General features: G+C 58.7%; 17 protein-coding genes. 11 read left to right on the top strand and 6 right to left on the bottom strand.

Going from position 1 to position 22,970, the window contains the following annotated elements:
- The first annotated feature begins 47 nt into the window (after positions 1 to 47).
- The 6 genes from ABRP31_RS03665 to ABRP31_RS03690 all read left to right on the top strand — a co-directional run bounded on the left by ABRP31_RS03665 (position 48) and on the right by ABRP31_RS03690 (position 7,825).
- Positions 48 to 1,055, top strand: a complete 1,008-nt coding sequence (locus ABRP31_RS03665) for a zinc-binding alcohol dehydrogenase family protein (RefSeq protein WP_349973089.1) — start codon at positions 48 to 50, stop codon at positions 1,053 to 1,055.
- Between the two features lie 56 nt (positions 1,056 to 1,111).
- Positions 1,112 to 2,296 carry an L-dopachrome tautomerase-related protein gene (locus ABRP31_RS03670; RefSeq protein ID WP_349973090.1) on the top strand — a complete coding sequence of 395 codons (1,185 nt, stop codon included), beginning with the start codon at positions 1,112 to 1,114 and terminating at the stop codon, positions 2,294 to 2,296.
- Between the two features lie 22 nt (positions 2,297 to 2,318).
- Positions 2,319 to 2,972, top strand: coding sequence for an oxygen-insensitive NAD(P)H nitroreductase (gene nfsB, locus ABRP31_RS03675; protein ID WP_349973092.1), 654 nt, complete (start codon positions 2,319 to 2,321; stop codon positions 2,970 to 2,972).
- A 419-nt stretch (positions 2,973 to 3,391) separates the two neighbouring features.
- A complete protein-coding gene (locus ABRP31_RS03680) occupies positions 3,392 to 5,113 on the top strand; it encodes a type I secretion system permease/ATPase (RefSeq protein ID WP_349973094.1) in 1,722 nt (573 codons plus the stop codon).
- Positions 5,106 to 6,476 carry an HlyD family type I secretion periplasmic adaptor subunit gene (locus ABRP31_RS03685; RefSeq protein ID WP_349973097.1) on the top strand — a complete coding sequence of 457 codons (1,371 nt, stop codon included), beginning with the start codon at positions 5,106 to 5,108 and terminating at the stop codon, positions 6,474 to 6,476. The genes ABRP31_RS03680 and ABRP31_RS03685 overlap by 8 nt, the downstream gene beginning before the upstream one ends.
- A 2-nt stretch (positions 6,477 to 6,478) precedes the next feature.
- Positions 6,479 to 7,825, top strand: a complete 1,347-nt coding sequence (locus tag ABRP31_RS03690) for a TolC family outer membrane protein (RefSeq protein ID WP_349973100.1) — start codon at positions 6,479 to 6,481, stop codon at positions 7,823 to 7,825.
- A gap of 430 nt (positions 7,826 to 8,255) precedes the next feature.
- Here ABRP31_RS03690 and ABRP31_RS03695 read toward each other — a convergent pair whose 3' ends face one another.
- The 5 genes from ABRP31_RS03695 to ABRP31_RS03715 all read right to left on the bottom strand — a co-directional run bounded on the left by ABRP31_RS03695 (position 8,256) and on the right by ABRP31_RS03715 (position 17,057).
- On the bottom strand, positions 8,256 to 13,871 hold the full coding sequence (locus tag ABRP31_RS03695) for a putative Ig domain-containing protein (RefSeq protein ID WP_349973102.1): 5,616 nt from the start codon (positions 13,869 to 13,871) through the stop codon (positions 8,256 to 8,258).
- A gap of 260 nt (positions 13,872 to 14,131) precedes the next feature.
- Positions 14,132 to 14,485, bottom strand: a complete 354-nt coding sequence (locus ABRP31_RS03700) for a hypothetical protein (protein WP_372489329.1) — start codon at positions 14,483 to 14,485, stop codon at positions 14,132 to 14,134.
- Between the two features lie 893 nt (positions 14,486 to 15,378).
- Positions 15,379 to 15,711: a hypothetical protein gene (locus ABRP31_RS03705; protein ID WP_372489330.1), complete on the bottom strand. Its 333-nt coding sequence runs from the start codon at positions 15,709 to 15,711 to the stop codon at positions 15,379 to 15,381.
- Between the two features lie 421 nt (positions 15,712 to 16,132).
- Positions 16,133 to 16,543 (bottom strand): hydroxyisourate hydrolase, encoded by a 411-nt coding sequence (gene uraH, locus ABRP31_RS03710; RefSeq protein WP_087274256.1) that lies wholly within the window; start codon positions 16,541 to 16,543, stop codon positions 16,133 to 16,135.
- Between the two features lie 13 nt (positions 16,544 to 16,556).
- Positions 16,557 to 17,057 carry a heme-binding protein gene (locus ABRP31_RS03715; RefSeq protein WP_372489331.1) on the bottom strand — a complete coding sequence of 167 codons (501 nt, stop codon included), beginning with the start codon at positions 17,055 to 17,057 and terminating at the stop codon, positions 16,557 to 16,559.
- Between the two features lie 146 nt (positions 17,058 to 17,203).
- Between ABRP31_RS03715 and ABRP31_RS03720 the strand changes: the two genes are divergently transcribed.
- Positions 17,204 to 17,875: a heavy metal response regulator transcription factor gene (locus ABRP31_RS03720; RefSeq protein ID WP_087274254.1), complete on the top strand. Its 672-nt coding sequence runs from the start codon at positions 17,204 to 17,206 to the stop codon at positions 17,873 to 17,875.
- Positions 17,872 to 19,248, top strand: a complete 1,377-nt coding sequence (locus ABRP31_RS03725; protein WP_349973547.1) for a heavy metal sensor histidine kinase — start codon at positions 17,872 to 17,874, stop codon at positions 19,246 to 19,248. The genes ABRP31_RS03720 and ABRP31_RS03725 overlap by 4 nt, the downstream gene beginning before the upstream one ends.
- Here the strand turns inward: ABRP31_RS03725 and ABRP31_RS03730 are convergent, their stop codons facing one another.
- A complete protein-coding gene (locus ABRP31_RS03730; protein WP_349973549.1) occupies positions 19,249 to 20,085 on the bottom strand; it encodes a HAMP domain-containing sensor histidine kinase in 837 nt (278 codons plus the stop codon).
- 150 nt (positions 20,086 to 20,235) lie between these two features.
- Between ABRP31_RS03730 and ABRP31_RS03735 the strand changes: the two genes are divergently transcribed.
- From ABRP31_RS03735 to ABRP31_RS03745, 3 genes are all read left to right on the top strand, one after another.
- A complete protein-coding gene (locus ABRP31_RS03735) occupies positions 20,236 to 21,075 on the top strand; it encodes an AraC family transcriptional regulator (RefSeq protein ID WP_349973552.1) in 840 nt (279 codons plus the stop codon).
- 173 nt (positions 21,076 to 21,248) lie between these two features.
- Complete coding sequence (locus ABRP31_RS03740) at positions 21,249 to 22,001, top strand: ABC transporter substrate-binding protein (RefSeq protein ID WP_087274246.1); 753 nt, start codon at positions 21,249 to 21,251, stop codon at positions 21,999 to 22,001.
- Between the two features lie 177 nt (positions 22,002 to 22,178).
- Positions 22,179 to 22,715 carry a hypothetical protein gene (locus tag ABRP31_RS03745; RefSeq protein WP_349973555.1) on the top strand — a complete coding sequence of 179 codons (537 nt, stop codon included), beginning with the start codon at positions 22,179 to 22,181 and terminating at the stop codon, positions 22,713 to 22,715.
- Positions 22,716 to 22,970 lie beyond the last annotated feature (255 nt).

Genomic DNA, 22,970 nt, shown 5'->3' on the forward strand with positions numbered 1-22,970 from the left:
AGGTGACTATGGCTCCACGTTTTAGAACTCTCTTCAGAGGATTTGCCATGAAAGCTATCGCCTTTACCCAACACGGTCTGCCGATTGAAGATCCAGGCGCACTGCTCGACATGGACCTGCCGAAACCCGTGCCCGGCCCTCGGGACTTGCTGGTGGAAGTTCACGCTATTTCGGTCAACCCGGTAGACACCAAGATTCGCGCCGGTTCAGGGGCGACCGAGCCAAAGGTTGTCGGTTGGGACGCCGTTGGTACTGTCCGCGAAGTGGGCGGTGACGTGACCCTGTTTCAGCCTGGCGATGAAGTGTTTTATGCTGGCTCGATCGTGCGCCCCGGCAGCTACAGCGAATTCCATCTGGTAGACGAGCGCATTGTCGGCCACAAGCCTGAATCCATTGATAACGCCCACGCGGCCGCTTTGCCGCTGACGTCCATCACCGCTTGGGAGCTGCTCTTTGATCGCCTCGGTGTGGAAGAGGGCGGTGGCGAAGGCGAAAGTCTGTTGATCATCGGCGCAGCGGGTGGGGTTGGCTCGATCCTCGTTCAGTTGGCCCGTCAACTGACCAGGATGACCGTGATCGGTACCGCTTCCCGTCCTGAAACTCAAGCGTGGATCAAGCAGCTCGGTGCGCATCACGTCATCGACCACAGCCAGCCATTGATGGCGCAACTGGAGCAGATTGGCGTTGGCCAGGTGACCCATGTCGCCAGCCTGACCCACACCGACAGCCACTTCACGCAACTGATCGAAGCGCTGCGCCCGCAAGGCAAACTGGCCCTGATCGACGACCCGAAAACTCTCGATGTGGTGCCGATGAAGCGCAAGGCGCTGTCGTTGCACTGGGAGCTGATGTTCACCCGTTCCCTGTTCGAAACCCCAGACATGATCAAGCAGCACGAGCTGTTGAATCGCGTCGCCGACCTGATTGATCAAGGTGTGCTAAAGACCACCCTTGGCGAACATTTCGGCACGATTAACGCCGCTAATTTGCGCCGTGCCCACGCCGTTGTAGAAAGCGGCAAGGCCAAAGGCAAGATCGTCCTCGAAGGCTTCTGATTTTCATCAATCCGTCAGTGGCTGCCTGTGTCCAGCAGGCAGTCAGGAGAATGCTCATGTTCAAGAAGTCCTTTTTCGCGGTTTCCGCTTTGGCGCTGGGTGTGGCCTTGACGGCTCAAACAGCGTTGGCGGCAGAGGCTGCCGATTTTTCAGCAAATGCGCCGGCTGATACGGCCATTAGCCAATTGCAGCAAGTCTTTGAGTTCCACGACGCCATGCCCACTGGCGTGACGGTGAGCGAAACCGGCCGGATTTTCGTCAACTTCCCGCGTTGGGGCGATGACGTGCCCTTCACCGTGGCTGAAGTCCGGGACGGCAACGTGCAGGCGTGGCCGAACGCGCAAATCAACAAGGAAGATCCCCAAGACCCGGCCAAGGGCCTGATCAGCGTGCAAAGCGTGGTTGCGGACGGGCAGGGTCGCGTCTGGTTGCTGGACACTGCGGCCCCCGGTTTTGCTGCACCCAAGGCTGGAGGCGCGAAACTCGTAGCGGTCGATCTGGCGAGTAACAAGGTGGTGAAAACGCTGGTCTTCCCGGCCAACGTCATCCTACCGAGCACTTACGTCAACGACATGCGTTTTGATTTCCGCACTGGCAAGGAAGGCACGGTCTATGTCACCGACTCTTCCGTGAGTGGGCCGGGAGCAATCATTGTCATGGACATCGCTACCGGCAAGGCGACGCGCCGTTTGAGCGGCGCGAAGTCGACATCGGTTGATCCGTCGTTCATCCCGGTCGTTGAAGGGCAGGCCGTCATGACCAAGGGGGCTGATGGCAAGAAGAAAGCGCTGGGTGTTGCCTCCGATGGCATCGCACTGTCGCCAGATGGCCAGACGTTGTATTTCAGCCCGCTGTCGAGCCGTCATCTGTATTGCGTACCGACCAGGCTCTTGCGTGATGCAAGCGTCAGCGAGAAAGCGCTGGACGCAGCTGTTCAGGATCTGGGTGAAAAAGGTGCTTCCGATGGTCTCGAAGCAGACGCGAACGGCGCGGTGTATGCCAGTGATTACGAACACAACGGTATTCGCAAACGGCTCGCGGATGGCACTTGGCAAACCATCGTTCACGATCCTCGAGTGCTATGGCCCGACACCTTGTCCATAGGTCCGGATGGCTATCTGTATTTCACCGCCAACCAGTTGCATCGCCAGGCCGGTTTCCACGACGGTAAGGATCTGCGCCAGAAGCCCTACAGCCTGTTGCGGGTAAAAATCAACGCAGCGCCAGCACCGACTCGCTAAGTATTTTTGACCGGAGAACATCATGGAACTCACCAGCCTCGCCAAGAGCCGTTACACCACCAAAGCTTACGACGCGACCCGTAAAATTCCTCAGGCGAGCATCGATACACTGCTCGACCAACTGCGTCACAGCCCTTCATCGGTGAACTCGCAGCCCTGGCATTTCATCGTTGCCGCTGACCAGCAGGGCAAGGCACGTATCGCCAAAGGTGCGCAGGATGGTTTTGCCTATAACGAGGCAAAGATCCTCAACGCGTCTCACGTCATCGTGCTCTGCACCCGCACCGAGATGACCGAGGCTCACCTGCACGCTGTGCTGGATCAGGAAGATCTGGACGGTCGTTTTCAGAATGCCGAGGCCAAGGCTGGCCAGGACAAAATCCGTCGCGGCTATGTCGATATGCACCGCTACGACCAGAAAGACGTGCAGCACTGGATGGAAAAACAAACCTATCTGGCACTGGGCACCTTGTTGCTGGGCGCGGCTTCATTGGGGCTGGATGCCACGCCGATGGAAGGCTTCGACTTCAAGAAGCTGGATGAAGAGCTCGGCCTGCGCGAACAGGGTTTTACCAGTCTGGTCATCGTCAGCCTGGGCTATCGCAGCGAAACCGATTTCAACGCCAAACTGCCGAAGTCGCGGCTGGCTGCCGAATCGGTGTTCACCTTCCTCTGAGTCATGCAGTGAACGACAGGTCCCTGGCTGGATACGCCGGGACCTGGACGTTTGCGACCTCTCTAGTCAGCGGCTTATTATGAGCCGAGCAGAAATTTCCCCATAAAACAGGCACTATGCTGGCGAAGTGCTGTCGATCACTTGCGGATTGGCGGGACATTGACACTCCGGCATGGCTGGCCTTGTAACCTCGTTACTGGCAGCGGGAAATCTTGCACCAAATGATTGATCCGTAGGAGCGCACGAGCACTGCGAGGCCGCGATAGCGGAGTGTCAGACAGGCCGCCATCGCTGCCTCGCGGTGCTCGTGAGCTGCTACAGAAAAGAACCAAATCAGATAGTTGCAGTTTCACCTTCAGCTCAACCCCCGGCGCATGGATTGCGGCACACACTGACACTTCTTTACCGGTCGACACACTATGCGTTTCTCGCTTGATCCGCGTCATGACATTGATGCCGCTTTGCTCTCCTACCGCCGGGTGTTCTGGTCGTTGGCGCTGTTCAGTGGGGTGATCAACCTGCTTGTGCTGGTGCCGTCGTTGTACATGATGCAGGTCTATGACCGGGTGCTCACCAGCCGTAATGAAACCACATTGGTCATGCTGACCTTGATCGCGCTGGGCTTGTTCTTTTTCAGCGGGCTGATCGAGTGGGTGCGCAGCCAAGTGATGATTCGCATGAGTGCGGGGCTCGATGAGGCGCTGGGCGAGCGGGTGTTCGATGCTGCATTCGCCCGTAGCCTGCAAGAGCACAACGCCAATCCGGCACAGGTTCTCAGCGATCTGGCCACGCTCCGGCAGTTGATCACCGGGCAGGGTTTGATTGCCTTGCTGGATGCACCATGGCTGCCGATATTCCTGTTGGTGGCATTCATTATTCATCCTTGGTTTGGCCTGCTGACACTGGTCCTCGCCATCGTGTTGATTGGTCTGGCACTGTGGGGCGAACTGGCGACGCGGGTTCGTCTTGGCGAAGCCAATCGCCTGAGCGTGAGTTCGGCGGCTTACGTCAACAGCACCTTGCAAAATGCCGAGGTGATCAGAGCGTTGGGCATGCTCGGGCCCTTGCGCCAACGCTGGAGTCTGCTGCAGCAACGAATCATTGCCGCTCAGGCGCATGCCAGTGACCGCAGTGCGCGGATCACTTCGGCCACGCGTTTCGTGCGTATATCCGGGCAATCGCTGGCGCTGGGCCTGGGCGCATTGCTGGTGCTCGAAGGCGAGCTGTCGGCGGGCATGATGATCGCTATGTCGCTGTTGCTCGGACGCGCGCTGGCCCCGGTTGAAATCGCTATTGGTTCCTGGAAACAGTTCAATTCCGGGCGCCAGAGTTATCAGCGTTTGAGCCAGTTACTGACCACGCATCCCCGCGAGCGATTGCGCATGCCGTTGCCACCACCAACGGGCGCTGTGCGACTGGAGCAACTTTATGTAGGCCCGCCGGGCGCATCGCAACCGATCCTGCGTGGCATCAATTTCGCCCTTGCTAAAGGCGACGTGCTGGCGGTGATCGGCGCCAGCGCCAGCGGAAAATCCACATTGGCCAGAGCGCTGGTCGGCGTCTGGCCTGCGATAGGCGGTTCGGTACGGCTGGACAGCGCCGAAATCAGTCAGTGGACGCATGATGCATTAGGTCCTCACCTGGGTTACTTGCCTCAGGATATCGAGCTGTTTGACGGCACCGTCGCCGACAATATTGCCCGCTTTGGTGAGCAGGATGCCGACAAAATCATCACGGCGAGTCGCCATGCGGGTATTCACGAAATGATCCTGCACTTTCCCAAAGGTTACGACACGCCGCTGGGGCCTGGCGGGCTCGGATTGTCCGGCGGCCAGAAGCAGCGTCTTGGCCTGGCTCGTGCGCTGTATGGCAACCCGGCATTGATCGTGCTCGATGAACCCAACTCCAATCTGGACGAGGCGGGCGAGTTGGCGCTTATTCAGGCGGTCAAAGCCCTCAAGGCGGCGGGCAGTACAGTGGTGCTGATTACCCACCGGCCCGGCATATTGGCCGTGGTCGATCACATTCTGTTGCTCAAGGACGGTGGACAGCAGGCGTTCGGTCCACGGGATCGGGTGCTCAAGGCGTTGATGCCAGCGGAAAAAAACGCTCCAGTCATGGTGGCCAGTAAAGATGCGTGATCTTGAGCCGGGCGCCAACGTGCGCAGCGAAAATCCTGTCAGCGTGCGTCATTCAGGCATGGCATCTGAAGTCAGTACCGATGCGGGCGGCGCTGCGCGTTACGGGGTTATTTTTCTTTGCGTCGCACTGGGCAGTTTTCTCCTGTGGGCGTGTCTTGCGCCGCTTGATCAGGGAGTGGTCGGCAGCGGCACTGTGGTGGTTGCCGGTGAGCGCAAGGCGGTACAAACCCTGGTCGGCGGTGTGGTTGAGAAGCTGTTGGTCAGTGATGGCGATCACGTCAGCCAAGGCCAATTGCTGGTGCAGCTCAACACGTTGCGAGCGCAGTCGCAGCTGGATGTCACCCAAGGCAAGTTGCTCAATGATCGCGCCGTTGAAGCGCGCTTGATCGCTGAGCGTCTGGGGAGCGCCGCTATCGAGTGGCCGCCTGAGCTACTTGAGCGTGCCCAGGAGCCAAGAATCAAAGCAGCGATGGGGTTGCAGACTCAGTTGTTCGAGACCCGCCGCGCCGAGCTGGCCAGCCGTTTGAAAATAATCGAACACGAAATCGAATCGTTGCAGCAACAGTTGCGCGGCTACGAGGGCGTGAAGCGCAACTACGATGCGCAGATGCAATTCCAGCAGCAGGAGCTTGAAGGCCTGCGTGATCTGGCGCGAGAAGGTTATGTACCGCGCAACAAACTTTTCGAGGCAGAACGCAACGCGGCGCAACTGGCCGGGCAAATTGCATCCGGTGTGGGTGATGTGGGCAAAACGCGCCAGGCCATCAATGAAAGCCGGCTCAAGGCGCTTCAGACCCAGCAGGAATTCCGTCGCGACGCCGAGACTCAGCTCAGCGAGGTTTCCGCCGAGGCAGCAGGTTTTGCTGATCAGATTAGTGCGCTGCAGTTCGAGGTCGAAAGCGGCGCCATTCGTGCCCCGGTTTCCGGGCAGATCATGGACGTGACGATTCATACCGTGGGCGGCGTCGCGCAGGCCGGGCAAAACCTGATGCAAGTAGTGCCTCTGGACGCGCCGATGGCAATCACTGCGCGTTTCGAGCCACTGATGGCGAACAAATTACGCCCGGGGTTACCCGTGCATGTGCATTTCACTGCGCTGCAACGGGTTGATACGCCGACCGTGACGGGGGTTGTGAGCACGGTTTCGGCGGACCAGTTGCTTGATGAGCAGACCCGCCGGCCGTACTTCTCCGCCAAGGTCCAGATCCCTGCCGAGACGGTGGTCGCGCTGCAAAACGCTGGATTGTTGGTGCGTCCCGGCATGCTTGCCGATGTCACGGTGGTGACTGGGGAGCGCACGCTGATGAATTACCTGATGAAGCCCCTGCGCGAACGCATGCTCGCTGCATTCAAAGAGGAATGAGCATGATCCAGCGCTCTCGCCGTTGCCGTTTGCTGGTAGGTCTTTGGGCCGGCTGGGTGGTGTTCAGTCCTGCGTGGGCCGCTGAGGCCGGGCTGAGCCTGATCGAAGCCTATGACGCTTCACGCCTTAATGACCCGACACTGAAGTCCGCCGGTCATGCTTACGATGCGTCCCGGCAAGAGGAGGCCATCGGTCGTGGCGGCCTTTATCCGCAGGTCTCTTTGACCTCGCGCTATGGCAATGGCGGACGTACCGATGGCGGCAGCGATAACGGCTATGTGAACAGCAATGATTACCAGGCCAACAACGTCACGCTTGCCGCGCAACAACCGCTGTATGACAAAGGCCGCTGGGCGGCGTATCAAGAGGGCAAGGCACGTGGGGTTTTGGGCACGCAGCAATTCGACGTCGCCAACCAGAGCCTTTATGACCGCGTGGCCAAAGCTTATTTCGATGTGGCTCGGGCCGAAAACGAGATCAAACTGATCGCCCAGCAGAAGGCCGCTATCAGCGGTCTGGTCACGCAAAGCCAAAAGCTGTTCAAGTCCGGCCAGGGCGCTATCACCGACATCGATGAAGCTCAGGCGCGTCTGGACCTCGTTGAGGCGCAGGAGGCAGAAGCCGTGGCCCGTCGGGTCGCGGCATTGCGCGCATTGTCCGGGCGAGCGAATGTGCCGATTGCTGATATCCAGCCAATGCGCGAAGAGCTTGCGGCCAATAGCCCGATCCCGCCGGAACAGGATTTGTCTTACTGGACGGCTATTGCCAAGGACGCCAGCCCGGAATTGGCGGCGCGTCTGGCGGCCATGAGAGTGGCCGAGGCACAGGCGGACACGCAGCGCGCCGGACATTATCCGACGCTGTCGTTAACCACCCAGTTGACGCGTCGGGAGACCCGTCAGTATCAGGACCTCGATCCCCGTCAGGACACCTATTACGTAGGGGTGCAGCTGGATATTCCGCTGTATCGTGGCGGATCGGTTCGGGCCTCGGTGGCCAAGGCTGAAGCTCAATTGGCGGGCGCACAATCGGATTACGACGTGCAACGCCAACAATTGTCGGAAGACATCGAGACGGATTATCTGGGCGTGGTTGCAGGGTTTTCCAAAACCAAGGCTATGCAGCGTGCGGTGGAGTCCAACCAAAAGGCGCTGACCTCTACGGAGAAAGGCTTTCAAGGCGGTGTGCGCTCGACTGTCGACATCCTCGATGCGCAACAGCGTGTGTTTCAGGCTCGTCGTGATTTGCTCAATACCAAGCTCGATATGCTGCAGAGCTACGTCAGCTTGCACACCCACACCGGCCAAATGAACCGCGGCGTGCTGGAACAGGTGCAGCGGTTGTTTTGAGGGGGCTGCCATATTCCAGCTCGCACAGATCCAGATGGTAGACCCAGGTTTTCGCGCAGGTTGATGTGATGACGTGGGACTGGCTTTAGCCGGGAACGCTGCATATCTGACGACATGGATGCAGCGACTGTACGGCTAAAGCCGGTCCCACGACATCGCGCCAATATTGGGATCGCATCATCCCTGTGGGAGCCGGGCTTGCCCGCGATAAAGGCACCGCGATCTGGCAGACAGATCACCGAAACCTTATCGCGGGCAAGCCCGGCTCCCACAGGGATGATGCTGAAACCCGTAGGAGCTGCCGAAGGCTGCGAACCTCGGTGTATCAGGCAAAACGCATTCGCAGCCTTTCGGCAGCTCCTACAGACCAATGTGTAGAAATCCGATGCGGCCCCTGATATCAGAAGCCGCACCGGATTCCTCCGACTGATCAGGCCGTGAAGTCGCTGGCGTGCAGCTCCTTGACGCCGACCAGCTGGATTTCGAACTCCGGCGTCGCATCAGCATTCAGGCTGCCGTACAGGATGCCGTCGGCGAAACGAAGCTGGCCGGTGGCGTCTGCGGTGTCGAAGGCGTTGTTGCCGATGAACTTGAAGGCGTCCATCCCGGTAGTCAGCGGGTTGGCATCCAGGCCGGTGAAGTCCAGTTGATCGCCCTCGGCGGTTTTAAAGCCGCTGATGACGTCCCGCAATGCACCCGTTCCCATTTCCGAGAGCGAACCAAAGACGTAAGTGTCAGCGCCTGTTCCGCCCGTCAGAGTGTCGGTTCCTTCACCACCAATCAACCGGTCGTTACCTGCGCCGCCCACCAGCGTGTCATTGCCCGCACCGCCATTGAGCACGTTGGCGCCGCTGTTGCCCGAGAGGGTGTCGGCATAAGCACTACCTATCAGGTTTTCGATGCCTTTGAGGGTATCGAGCCCCGAGCCGACAGTGTTCTGTTGCGCGGAGGTCGACAGGGTCGCAGTGATACCCGCCAGTGCGCGCTCGAACGAAACCGTATCGTTGCCGTCACGGCCTTCCAGCACGTTATCCCCAGCGCCCGCGAACAGGATGTTGTCCAGCGCGTTGCCGATGCCATTGGCCGCTGCGTTGCTGTCGATGTACAGGTTTTCAACGTTCGCCGTGAGCGTGTAGGTCGCCAGATTGCTGTGCACGCTGTCGATCCCGCCCGACACCTTGTCACTGTTGGTCTCGATCACGTTGTCGCCGGAGTCGTCCACGTAATACGTGTCACTGCCGTTGCCGCCACTCATGCTGTCCGCGCCAGCCCCACCGTTGATCACGTTATTGGCCGAGTTACCGGTAATGAAGTTGCGCACCGCGTTGCCTGTCCCGTCGATTGCCGAGACGCCGGTCAACACCAGATTTTCCAGGTTGTCGCCCAGCGTCCAGCTCACCGAGGCCTGCACGGTGTCGATCTGCGCAGGAGAGGTGTTGGTTTCCACCACGCTGTCGAAGGCGTTGTCGACCACATAAATGTCGTTGCCGTCGCCGCCGGTCATGGTGTCAGCGCCAAGGTCGCCGTCCAGCGTGTCGTTACCCGAAGTGCCAACCAGCGTGTCGGCCTGATCGGTGCCGAAGATCATGCCGCCTTCGTTATGAGCGTTATCGAAGATGTCCTGCACGCTGTTGTTGTCGTCAGGGTTGCCCTTGTAGCCAAGGTCATCGGCGATGTAGTCAGCCAGACGCTGGCCGACGATTTCTGCCGACTCTTCGTGCAAGTGCCAGACGTCATCGGGATACACCAGCGGATCGACTTCGTGACGCAACGGCAAGTCGGTGTAGTCGACAGCCAGTTTGACGTCGGTGCGCTCGGCAGCGATGGCTTCCTGAGTCGAGCGGACATAGTCCACACCTTCCACGATCTGGGCGATCTTCTCTTCCGAGTAACCCCGTGCACGGGCGGCGTCCTGGTCGTAGTGACCGGTCTCCATCATGTACACGTCGAAGCTGCCGAGCTGAGCGTGCAGGTAGTCGAACACCGCCAGCGTTGCGGTTTTGTAGTCAGCTGCTGCTGCCTGTTTGTCAGTTGCCCGGCCAATTTCCTGCGCCGCTTCTTCGCCCTGACCCCAGATGATGCCCATCTTGACGTTATCGATGGCCTTGAGCTCGGTGAGCTGGTTCTGCAGCAGCGCAACGGCACGCAACAGCGCCGGGCCCGGCTCGTTAGTGTCGGTTAACCACCAGCACAATTTCAGCTCTTCAGCGCCCAGTGTGGACATCCCGTTGACGGTGCTGCCACCGACTGCGATGTCGATGCCATTGCCGTCGGCATCGTTGAACTGGCTGCGCACGTCGTAAGTGGTGTACTTGCTCAGGTCGTTGACCAGCATGGACGTGCCGGACTGATCATCGTCCTCGGTCATCCGCAGCAGACGCGCATTGGATTGGCCGAGCGTCGGCAAGTAGAGAATGTCCTGCTGGGCACGTTCGCCAAAAACGAAATCGTCGGCGGTCAGGGTGTTGAGGTAATTACCACTGAGGGCGATCTCAAAGCGATTGCCATCGGCGTCGGGGACGCTGGATTTTACGTAAGTCTTGTCGCCCGCCTCATTGAGGGTCATGTACAGCGTGCCGTTGCTGCCGTCGCCCAACCCGAGGAAGCCCAAAGCTGAGACATCGATCTTGTCCACACCCTGGGTGAAGTCATAGATCGTGTCCGTGGCCGTGACACCTCCAGCGTCATAGTCGCGATAGCTGTCGAGCACGTTGCTGTAGCGGAACGTGTCGGCACCTTCGCCACCGTAAAGGGAGTCACGCCCAGCGCCGCCGTCGATGATGTCTGTCCCGGCACCGGCGCGAATCGTATCGTTGCCACCCAGACCGAGGATCAGGTCAGCGCCTGCCGTACCGGTCAGGGTTTCAGCGTTGTCGGTGCCCGCGAGGGTATTGGCGGGTGCATCCGCCACCACCAAGGCAAAGTTGTCACTGACCGACGCGCCCGCGGGATCGGTGGCTTTGATCAGCACGTCGTAATTGCCTGCTGCGGTGCTGGTCGGCGTGCCGCTGAAGGTCAGGTTGACGGCGTCAAAGCTCAACCAGGAAGGCAGCGCTGTACCGTCTGCAAGGGTAGCGCTGTAGCTCAATGCATCTTTGTTGCCATCGGCAAAGCTGTTGCTGGTGACGGTGTACGAGAAAGCGGTGTTTTCAGTGGCGTTCTGGTCCAGCAACGGGATGACCACCACCGGCGCGACGTTGCTCGGCGTGTTCTGGTCGGCGAACACGAAATGGCTGGTCGTGAGGCTGTTGACCAGATTGCCTGCCATTGAAATCTCGAAGCGGTTGCCGTTGGCGTCGACCGTGTTGTCTTTGAGATAAGTGCGGTTGTTCGAGGCGTTGTAAGTCACCTGCAGCGTGCCGTTCAGGCCGTTGCCCAGGCCGGTATAACCCAGCGTCGAGACGTCGATCTTGTCGGCGGCCACATCGAAATCAAGAATCTGATCACTGGCGCTGGTCGTGCTGGTGCGGTAGCTGTCCATCTTTGATGTGAAGCGGAAGACGTCAGCCCCGTCGCCGCCAGTAAGTTTGTCCGCGCCTGCACCACCGACAAGAATATCGTTGCCCGCGCCGCCATTGAGCGTGTCGTTACCGGCGCCGCCCAGCAACTGTTCGTTGGCCGCAGTGCCCGTCAGTGTGTCGTTGTTTGGCGTGCCATTGATGATGATCGGCGCACCAGGAACGTCTTGCACCGCCAGCGTGAAACTGTCGCTGACCGTGGCGTTGCTGCCGTCAGTCGCAGTGATCTTCACTGAGTAGTTGCCCGAAGCGGTGCTGTCCGGCGTGCCGCTCAGCGTGCGAGTGGCTGCGTCGAAGGTCAGCCAGCCGGGCAGGGCGCTGCCGTCGGCGAGGGAGGCTGTGTAGCTCAGGCTGTCGTTATCCGGGTCAGTGAAACTGGTGGCAGGAACGACATAGCTGAAGGCGGTGTTTTCCGTCGCGTTCTGATCCAGCAATGGCGTTGCAACTACCGGAGCCTGATTGGTGGTGGGCGCGGTGGCGAAGACGAAGTTGGCGTTGGTCAGCTTGTCGAGGTAATTGCCATCCAGCGCGATCTCAAATCGGTTGCCATTGGCGTCAGCTTCGAGCGACTTGATGTAGGTCTTGGTTCCGGTGTCGTTGAGCACCAGATACAGCGTGTTGTTCTTGCCGTCGCCCAGACCGGTAAAGCCCAGCGCCGAGACGTCGATCTTGTCGGCAGTGCGATCAAAGTCGGTGATCAGATCACCCAGATTGGCGCCGCCCGCGTTGTAGTTGCGGTAGCTGTCCGTGCGCTCGGAGAACACAAAGGTGTCCGCTCCGGCTCCGCCACTGAGGGTGTCCATGCCCGCGCCGCCATTGAGCGTGTCATCACCCGCGCCGCCAGCCAGGCTGTCATTACCGGCGAGCCCGAGCAGGGTGTCTGCCGAGTCCGTGCCCTGCAACGAGTCGTTGCCGCTGGTACCGGTGACCGTCCGGTTGAAAATGAAGTTGTCGGCGGTCAGCGTGCTGGTGAGATTGCCGCTCAGAATCAGCTCGAAGCGATTGCCGTTGGCATCCGCGTCGTAGTCCTTGATGTAGGTGCGGTCGGTGCTGGCGTTATAGCTGACCTGCAAGGTGCCGCCGCGACCGGTGCCCAGACCGGTGAAGCCCAGGTCTGCGAGGTCGATCTTGTCTTGAGTGACGTCGAAATCGGTGATGGTGTCGACAAAGCTGTTAGTCGCGGTGCGATAGCTGTCGGACTGGCTGGCGAAGCGATAAGTGTCCGCGCCCGTACCGCCGGTGAGCTTATCGATGCCCGCGCCGCCGACCAGAATGTCATCTCCGGCACCGGCATCGATCACGTCGTTACCGGCTGCGCCGTAAAGGATTTCATTGGCGTTGCTGCCGATCAGCGTGTCGTTACCCTCGGTGCCCTGAACAGTGACCACTGGCACGGTGGCGCTGACGTAACTGCCATCGCCATACACCAGTGTTTCGCCTTTGGTGGTATGGCCAATGGTGTTGCCGATGATCGCGTTGCGGTCAGTGCCGTCTTCGTTGCGTTCTGCCACGCCGTAGGTCGACAGATTGCTGCCGGTGATGGTGTTGCCCTGAATCGTGTTGTCGCTGCCGTTGAAATACTTGCCGGAGACGCCAAGGGTGTCGTCGTAGGACTGGATGATGATTTCCGGTACGCCGCCTTTCAGGGCGTTATTGCTGAGGGTATTGTCGGTGACGTCAACGTTGTTGCTGCCGTAGATCCGCACGCCGGCGCTGCCGTTGTCGTGGATATTCACGCCGCTGAGGGTGACATCGCTGGACAACTTGATGAGCACGCCTTCGGCGCCATTGCCGTAAACCTCGCCGCCAGTGATGACGATATTGCTCGGCGAAGGAATATTTTCGCTGCCGCGCTGCACCACGATCCCGCCGCCGCCATTGTTATAGGCGACGTTATTGGTGAGGGTGAAGTCGTGGGTGCTGGTGACCACGTTGAAGCCGTGGCGATCGTTGTCGTAGGCGACGTTGTTCTCGAACGTGCTGTTGCTGAGAAAGTCCGCGACGAAGCCATCCAGGCCGTTGCCGTGGGAAACGCTGTTCTTGATGACCATGTTAACGGTCTGTTCGTGCGGGTCGAAGCCGTAGCCGGAGCAGTCCTTGATTTCTACGCCGTCCAGAGTGACGTTGGAGTCGTAACCTTCCTGGCCGGGAATGTAACCGTTGAACCAGCCGTCGATCTTGCCGGTGGTGTTATCCCGGTTGCCATCGAGGGTCAGGTTGCTGAGCCCGAAGTCGTGGGTTTCTTCGCCATAGGCCGAGCGGATGATGCCGGTGATTTTCGTGTCCGAGCCGTCGGCCACTTTGATGTTCGAAACGCCCATCCCGTCGCCAAACATGTACACGTTGCTTTTCAGCATCAGGCAGCCGTCGGACGGTTCTTCGCCTCCGCTGACAATGAAGGTGCCAGGCGGAATGTAAACCTGCCCACCACCAGCAGCGGCGGCTGCATCAATAGCTTTCTGGATGGCAGCGGTATCATCCGTGACACCATCTCCTTTGGCGCCAAAATTTTGGACGTTATAAATCATGGACTTATCTCCGGGCTCGGGCTTAGTTTGCTTGGCTGCCAAGATCCAATCGGCCAGCACTCAGATATGACCCGGAGAAGCGTAAAAGTTGTGACCGTGTGTCGGGAAACCGTCGCCCGTTCGGCGGCTGAAAAAAGTGATGTGTAACAAATGCGATAATTTGACGTTTTGTTGACGTCATTACTTTGTAATTAATCCATCGCACCCCGTTGGAACCGAGTTTGCTAGCGATGAAAGGACCATGCGATATGCCTTTGAGATCAGGTCGCCTGTATCGCGGGCAAGCCCGGCTCCGACAAGTACAGAGTTCGCTTTACCTTCGGCGTTTGCCCATGTCGGGTCTGCCCTGTTATCTCGGCAGGAATGCATCCCTTGTAGGAGCCGAGCTTGCTCGCGATGAACGATGACGCGGTCTGGCTGTGAAACCGGGTCGCCTGAATCGCGGGCAAGCCCGGCTCCCACAAATACGGAGTTCGCTTTACCTTCGGCGATTGCTCATGTCGGGTCTGCCCTGTTATCTCGGCAGGAATGCATCCCTTGTAGGAGCCGAGCTTGCTCGCGATGAACGATGACGCGGTCTGGCTGTGAAACCGGGTCGCCTGAATCGCGGGCAAGCCCGGCTCCCACAAGACAGAGTTCGCTTTACCTTCGGCGTTTGCTCATGTCGGGTCTGCCCTGTTATCTCGGCAGGAATGCATCCCTTGTAGGAGCCGAGCTTGCTCGCGATGAACGATGACGCGGTCCTGGCTGTGAAACCAGGTCGCCTGTATCGCGGGCAAGCCCGGCTCCCACAAATACGGAGTTCGCTTTATCTTCGGCGATTGCTCATGTCGGTTCTGCCCTGTTATCTCGGCAGGAATGCATCCCTTGTAGGAGCCGAGCTTGCTCGCGATGAACGATGACGCGGTCTGGCTTTGAAACCGGGTCGCCTGCATCGCGGGCAAGCCCGGCTCCCACAAGACAGAGTTCGCTTTACCTTCGGCGTTTGCTCATGTCGGGTCTGCCCTGTTATCTCGGCAGGAATGCATCCCTTGTGGTAGTCGAGCTTGCTCGCGATGAACGATGACGCGGTCTGGCTGTGAAACCGGGTCGCCTGAATCGCGGGCAAGCCCGGCTCCCACAAATACGGAGTTCGCTTTATGTTCGGCGATTGCTCGTGTCGGGTCTGCCCTGTTATCTCGGCAGGAATGCATCCCTTGTAGGAGCCGAGCTTGCTCGCGATGAACGATGACGCGGTCTGGCTGTGAAACCGGGTCGCCTGAATCGCGGACAAGCCCGGCTCTCACAAATACGGAGTTCGCTTTATGTTCGGCGTTTGCTCATGTCGGGTCTGCCCTGTTATCTCGGCAGGAATGCATCCCTTGTAGGAGCCGAGCTTGCTCGCGATGAACGATGACGCGGTCTGGCTGTGAAACCGGGTCGCCTGTATCGCGGGCAAGCCCGGCTCCCACAAATACGGAGTTCGCTTTATGTTCGGCGTTTGCTCATGTTGGGGCTGCCCTGTTATCTAGGCAGGAATGCATCCCTTGTAGGAGCCGCGCTTGCTCGCGATGAACGATGACGCGGTCTGCCCTGTTATCTCGGCAGGAATGCATCCCTGGTAGGAGCCGCGCTTGCTGGCGATGAACGATGACGCGGTCTGGCTGTAAAACCGGGTCGCCTGTATCGCGGGCAAGCCCGGCTCCCACAAATACGGAGTTCGCTTTATGTTCGGCGATTGCTCATGTCGGGTCTGCCCTGTTATCTCGGCAGGAATGCATCCCTTGTAGGAGCCGAGCTTGCTCGCGATGAACGATGACGCGGTCTGGCTGTGAAACCGGGTCGCCTGTATCGCGGGCAAGCCCGGCTCCCACAAATACGGAGTTCGCTTTACCTTCGGTGTTTGCTCATGTTGGGTCTGTCCTGTTATCTCGGCAGGAATGCATCCCTTGTAGGAGCCGAGCTTGCTCGCGATGAACGATGACGCGGTCTGGCTGGGAAACCGGGTCGCCTAAATCGCGGGCAAGCCCGGCTCCCACAAATACGGAGTTCGCTTTACCTTCGGCGTTTGCCCATGTCGGGTCTGCCCTGTTATCTCGGCAGGAATGCATCCCTTGTAGGAGCCGAGCTTGCTCGCGATGAACGATGACGCGGTCTGGCTGTGAAACCGGGTCGCCTGAATCGCGGGCAAGCCCGGCTCCCACAAGTACAGAGTTCGCTTTATCTTCGGCGTTTGCTCATGTCGGGCGCTTCCTGCAGGAACCGATGCCAGGGTTGCCTTATTAACTCCCGCGATACGTCGAGAACCCATAAGGGCTGATCAGCAGCGGGATGTGGTAATGCGGCAAGGTGCCGTCCACGTTGAAGATCACCGGTACCTCCGGGAAGAAGCTCGCCGTCTGGTGCTTCTGGAACCACTCACCGGTCTTGAACGTCACGCGATAGGTGCCCTTTTCCAGCGTTTTGCCTTCCGGGTACAGCCCGGTAATCCGGCCTTGCTCGTTGGTTACGCCTTTGTTCAGCGTGCTCCAGCCCTGACCTTCCTGTTTTTCCAGGGTCACGCTGACATCGGAGGAGGGCAGGCCGTCCTGCAGGTTCAGCACGTGTACGCTCAGCGGATTACCCGCGGCCAGCGCAATGGATGAAAGGCCGCTTAATACAGCGCCCGCGATCAGTGTTTTCAGCATGTTCATGAGATGCTCCTGCTTATTTGAGGTTGGGTAAAACGTGGGTGATGCCTTTCAGCGCGCAGCCTTCATCGACTTCTGCACCGCCTGCGCCCGCTACGCCGATGGCACCGATGACCTGATCGCCTACTTTTAAAGGCACGCCACCGCCTAACAGCAGCAGCTCATCAAGGGTGTTGAGGTTCTCGGCTTCGGGATTGTTGCGGGCGCGCTCGGACAGCAGCCGCGTCGGGGTTTTGGTCGACAGCGCGGTAAACGCCTTACGCTGCGCCGCGAGAGTGTTGTGCGGGCCGACGTTGTCATCGCGCTGCACCGCAACTAGATTGCCGCCGCGATCCACCACCGCGGCGACGGCGGTTTTGCCATCGGCGTGGCAGGCCGCCAGGGTTGCATTGAGCAGGTCATTGGCAAGCTTGAGGGTCACATCCGGGCGCTGGGCAACGTTTGGCACGTCAGCCAACGCGACGCCGGACCCCATGGCCAGTGTCAGTAAAGAAAGGGTGACGCTTCGTATCAGCATGAAAATCTCCGGTTCAGGCTCGGCTTAGCAATTGCCAGCCATACTGCCCAAGCCTTCCGCACAAACTGATTGCCTGCGGATTACGTATTTGTAATGAGATGAGGTCGCGGATCGGCTTACGCTATGCGTCAGTGGCGGAGGACTTAATGCGTATCCTGGTAGTAGAAGACGAAGCGAAAACAGCGGATTACCTGCGCAAAGGGCTGGGGGAATCCGGCTATCTGGTGGAAGTCGCGTTGAACGGTCTGGACGGTCTGCATCTGGTGCAGGAAAGCGAGTTCGACCTGATCATCCTCGACGTCATGTTGCCCGGCCTCGATGGCTGGCAACTGCTGCAGATCATTCGCCGTAAATGGCAGACGCCCGTGCTGTTCCTCACCGCCCGCGATGCCGTGGAGGATCGGGTCAAAGGCCTCGAACTGGGCGCCGATGATTATCTGGTGAAACCCTTCTCCTATGCCGAATTGCTGGCGCGGGTTCGCACCTTGCTGCGTCGGGGACCGCCCCGTGAAGTCGAACAGTTTCAGATCGCCGATCTGCATCTGGATTTGCTCAAGCGCAAAGTCACTCGCAACGGCGAGCGCCTGAATCTGACCAACAAGGAGTTCGCGCTGCTGCATCTTTTACTCAGTCGAGAGGGTGAAGTCTTGTCCCGTGCGCTGATCGCCTCTCACGTCTGGCAAATGAATTTCGACAGCGACACCAACGTGGTCGACGTCGCGATCCGCCGTTTACGTGCCAAGGTGGACGACCCGTATCAGGCCAAACTTATCCACACCGTGCGCGGCATTGGTTACCTGCTGGAGCTGCAACAATGACCCTATGGCCTCGCACGCTGAGCCTGCGTCTGGCGTTCATGTTCGCCTTGGTCAGCGTGCTGCTTTTAGGTGCCGTTGGTTTTTATCTCTACCAGTCTTTGCAGCGCGAAATAATCTGGCGAGACGATCAAGCGTTACTCGGTCGCGTGCAGCGTATGCAGGCGCTGATCACTGACAGCGACAGTATCGACGCTTTGCGCAAACGTCCGCAGCTGTACGAAAACATGCTGGGCAACCGCGACAACGTGCTGTGGATTGTCGATGACGCGGGGCAATTGCTCATCGACGTCAACCCGCTTTCCTTGCCTGTGCCGGACTTGCCGGCAGCGCCTTCACCGCAGTTGGGTGATAGCCCAGGTGATAAATCGTTACGGCTGGCGTGGTTTGACGTACCAAGCACCGGCCGGCACCTCACGCTCATCGCAGGCAAACTGGTGAACGAGCGCGAACAAATGCTTGGCGCCTATCGCATGAAAATCTGGATAGCCTTGCTGGTCGGCGCTGTGCTGGCGTTTCTGCTGGGCTGGATGGTCAGCCAGCGGGGTTTACGTCCGGTGCGGCAACTGGCGACACGAGCTGCAGCCATCGACGTGCAACACCTGCACCTGCGCCTGCATGAGTTCAAGGACGTGAGCGAACTCAGCGCCCTCAGTCATGCGCTCAACCAGATGCTTGCCCGGCTGGAAGACGGCTTCGCTCAGCTCACCCGTTTCAGTGAAGATCTCGCCCATGAAATGCGTACGCCGCTCAGCAACCTGATGGGCCAGACCCAACAGGCGCTGGGCCGCAATCGCTCGTCCGAGGTCTATCAGGAGCTGCTGGTTTCCAATCAGGAAGAATACGAACGCCTGGCACGCATGATCGACAGCATGTTGTTCCTCGCACGTACCGAACAGCCCAAAGCGTCGATCAACCGTCAACAGATCGACCTGCACGCCTTGGTGGCACAGCTGTGTGATTACTTCGAAGGCATGGGCGAAGATCGCGGCATCGAGCTGATCAACCAGAGCCAGGGCACGTTAAACGCCGACCCGGAATTACTGCGCCGCGCACTGGCCAATCTGATTGCTAACGCCCTGCGCTACGCCACACCGAATACTCCGGTCACCATCGGCAGCACGCCTGGCGCTGGCGGTTTAGAGATTTACGTTCATAACCTGGGCGAACCCATCGGTGCAGAGCATCTGCCTCATCTCTTCGAGCGCTTTTATCGCTGCGATCCTTCCCGCAACCAGCCCGGCGACTCTGGCGGATTGGGGTTGGCCATCGTGCACTCGATCATGCAAGCCCATGGCGGAAATGTCAGTGTGGCGAGCGATAGCGCAGGAACAGTTTTCAGGCTGGTGTTGCCAGTTGAGCCGTCATCGCTCTGATCACATGCAGGCCTTTTCGGAGGGCATTGCAAACATGAATACGGTTTCGCCACGTCTGCTGACGGTATGCCTGAGGGCTGTGTCGTAACGCGAGAGAATTGTTTCGCAGATCGCCAGACCCATTCCCATCCCGTCTGCTTTGGTCGTGAAAAATGGCTCGCTGATAAAGGCTTGATAGCTTTCGGTGATACCGGGGCCGCTGTCCATTACGCAGATCAGTGTCTTTTCTGCCATGGGATAGGCCGCGAGAGAGATCTGCCGATTCTCTACGTGCTGGGCGCTGATGGCGTCGATGGCGTTGGACACGAGATTACGCAGGACTAAATAGAGCTGAGTGCTGTCGGCGTGAACGCTGCAGCCCGGTTCGACCTGGAGGTTTACGGCGATGCTCAGGCACGCCAGCTCTTCTGCGAATCCCGCCATGACCTCGGCCATGACTGAATCAAGTTGCACGGTACAAGGCACTATCTGGCGCTGGGAGTAAGTTTGCAGCAGGGCTGAACTGACCTGGCTCATTTGTCTCGCGAGCGTCGCGCAATCCCTGAGGCCTCGTAAGGCTTCAGGCACCTGGGGTTCATCGCGATCCAGCCAGCGAATCGACGCCTGAATGTTGCACAGCATCGACGACAGCGGCTGGCGCAACTCATGAACCACCGCCGCCACTGCGCAAGCCGTGTGGGATTCCGGCCCGAGGGCCTTGGCAGTCAGGTTCAAGCTCGCGGGTATGGCGTGATGTTCCAAAGGGGCTTCAAGTCGTTGCGGGCACAGCATGACCGAAGGTGTCTGGCCTTCGTTATGCAGACTCCGGTCCGGCAACTGCCCCAGCATGCGCGCCATTGATGTGATCCCTGATTTGGTAGGTCCTGATACCTTAAGGAGCCGTTCATCAAGGGTCTTGAAGAATCTTGCAGGGTTTAACTTTGCGCGTTAAATATTTGCGTACAATGCTTCGGTTGATCTCTCTGCAAAAGCCTTGGGGTATTTTCCGTGCATGATGATTTCGAATCCGGATCCGGAAAAAACTCAGTCAGCGTCTGGACGATGGCCGACTTGTACGATGCCGAGCTACTTAAAGGTGCGTATTTCGACCATCGTTACCCGTGGCATACCCATGAAGAGTTCAGCCTCGGCATCGTGCTGGCGGGCGGCGTTTTTCTGCAGACCCTGCGATCGAGCGGCATTGCCAAACGCGGCAGTTTTGTTCTGATCAACCCCGATGAGCTGCACAGTGGACGGCCTGACGCGGGCGGCTGGTTATGCCGGACGCTGCATGTTCATCCAGACGTCTTCCTGAGAGTGGCCCGAGATAACTTCGGCATTACCGGCCTCCCGGTTTTTACCAGTCCCGTGGTTGAAGATCCGGTGCTGAGCGCCAGTTTGCTGGAGCTTCATCGCCTTTCGGAAACAGCCTGCTCTGCGCTCGAGCGCCAGTCGCGCATCACCGCGATGATCATCCGGCTGCTGGCTCAGCACACAAGTGTTATCCAACTGCCTGACTCACGTTTCAACGAACCCGTCGCAATCTCCGTCGCCCGCACCTATCTCGATGAAAACCTCTCAGACAAAGTCACCCTCGACGACCTCTCAAGAGTCGTTGGCCTCCCGGCTTTCCAGCTGCTGAGAGCCTTTCGCCAGACCTGCGGAGTGACACCCCATGTCTACCAACTCCAGGCACGCGTACGTAAGGCCCACAAATTACTGAAAAGCGGCGTCGGGCTGGCTGAAGTGGCTATGGCTTCGGGGTTTGCCGATCAGCCGCATTTAACCCGGGTGTTCAAGTCGATCATGGGCGCAACGCCGGGGCAGTATGGGCGGGGCAGGGGATAAGCTGCGTCAGACGGTCCGTAAGCCAGGAAGCCAGAATCCTCACAACCTGCGGCTTAATGATTCGTCCGTTTAAATAGCCGCTCAAAGTATCAAATGTCTATTAGGGTCTATGCTTGGATTGACCTTTCAGACAAGGCCCCTCCGTGCCGCGCACAGCCCACCAGGCAGACCCCGTGAGACATTCAACACTCAACGCAGCCTTGCTCTGTCTCTGCCTGTTCCTCGGCTTGCCCGCCAAAGCCGAGCAATATCAAATCGTGACCGAAGAGTGGGCGCCTTACAACTACATGGAGAACAACCAACTTACCGGCATGACCACCGAAATCGTTCGGGCCATCATGGCGCTGACCGGGGATAAGTTTGAAATAGTACTGCTGCCCAGCATGCGCGCCAGTTACGCGTTGAACTCGCGATCCAGGACCATCATGTACTCCATGTTCCGTACGGCTGAGCGCGAGCCGTTATACAAATGGGTCGGGCCTATCGTCGAAGAATCCATCCATCCCTACCAAATGGCCGACGCGCCGCCGGTGAATACCCTGGAGCAACTCCGGGAAGCTCCTATCGTGACCACCCGACACGCGGGCCTGGTGCCCACCACCTTGCAATCGCTCAACTTCACCAATCTCGACAAAACCGCCACCCAGAGTCCCCAGCTCTACCGCATGCTCCTCGCCGGACGCACCAGCATCATCGTCGGTGACACCGACGCCGGAGTGGCTTACTACAGCCGCCAATTGAAAATTCCCCCCGGCACATTGCGGCAGATACCGGTGGAGGTTTACCGGTCGTCGTTATACATCGCGTTCAGTCAGGATTGTGATGACGAGGTGGTGGCGGGTTGGGCGAAGGCGTTGGAGACGTTACGCGAGTCGGGGCAGTTAGCGACGATTCAGCGGCGATACGAGTATCTTGAAGGAGGCTAGGGTGTTAAAGCCCAGCCGTGAGCCGCCCATAAATTTCAGCTCTACTTACCCGCCTGTTTCGATTTTCAAACAGGTTAAGGGCTCTGGCCTTGAGGTGCCTGTAACTGACATGTCGCTGATATGATCTGTGCCCGGAGCCGCCTGCTGGAGGTGGTCTGTTTGAGCACAGGAAGTCTCATGAAAAGAATGTTGTTTGGTGCATGTTTGCTGTCGCTGGCCGGTTGCGTCAGCTCGCCTGATACCTCTTTCACCCAAGCCACCCCAGGCTGTAAATCGGCATCCGCCAACGTGAACGGCAAGCCGGTCGCCACACAGTTCTGCATCAAAGCCACCGCCTTCAAACCGTCGCAATACCGCGTGACCGTCAACGATCAGGTACTGTTCACCGGCACTGATTACGAGCGCGTGGCCTTCACCAAAACCATCAAGGAAGGCCCGGCCAAGGGCGGCTGCGACGAGTTGATCGAGTTGCAAGGCTCCGGCTCCAAGGCCGTGGCCTTGAGCGAATTGCCGACTGACCTGATAGCGAGCTGCCGGATTACCGCCGACGCGAACGGCAAATCCCAAGCCTTCAGCAAAGATGCAGCCTGCGACAAGGTGTTCTACACAGCACTAACGCCGTTGCTGGGTAAAGTCATCCCTGTTGAAGTGGCCCGTCAGTGCAGCGTGTCGGTGGGTGAGCAGAAGGTGTTTGATCAGCGGTTCGATTTTTAAGAGTGGATGGGGGCAGAGATTACTTATGTCTCTGCCCCCGGCAGATAACCTGATATTGCCAGGCAGGATGTTAATTGAAGTCTTTTCGTTTTGTGAACGTTATAGATAGCTGAGATGCTCAGCAGGATCGCGGCATGTTTGGACTCTGCGTAAAAACAAAACTGAGAGGATTTTTAAGGAGTGGGTTGGTCCCGGCCCACCACATCACTGGCCGATAGTGTTCAATCGCTAATGGCTGCTTCCGGCCAATAGCGG

The organism is Pseudomonas caspiana, assembly GCF_040224095.2.
Lineage (GTDB): Bacteria > Pseudomonadota > Gammaproteobacteria > Pseudomonadales > Pseudomonadaceae > Aquipseudomonas > Aquipseudomonas caspiana.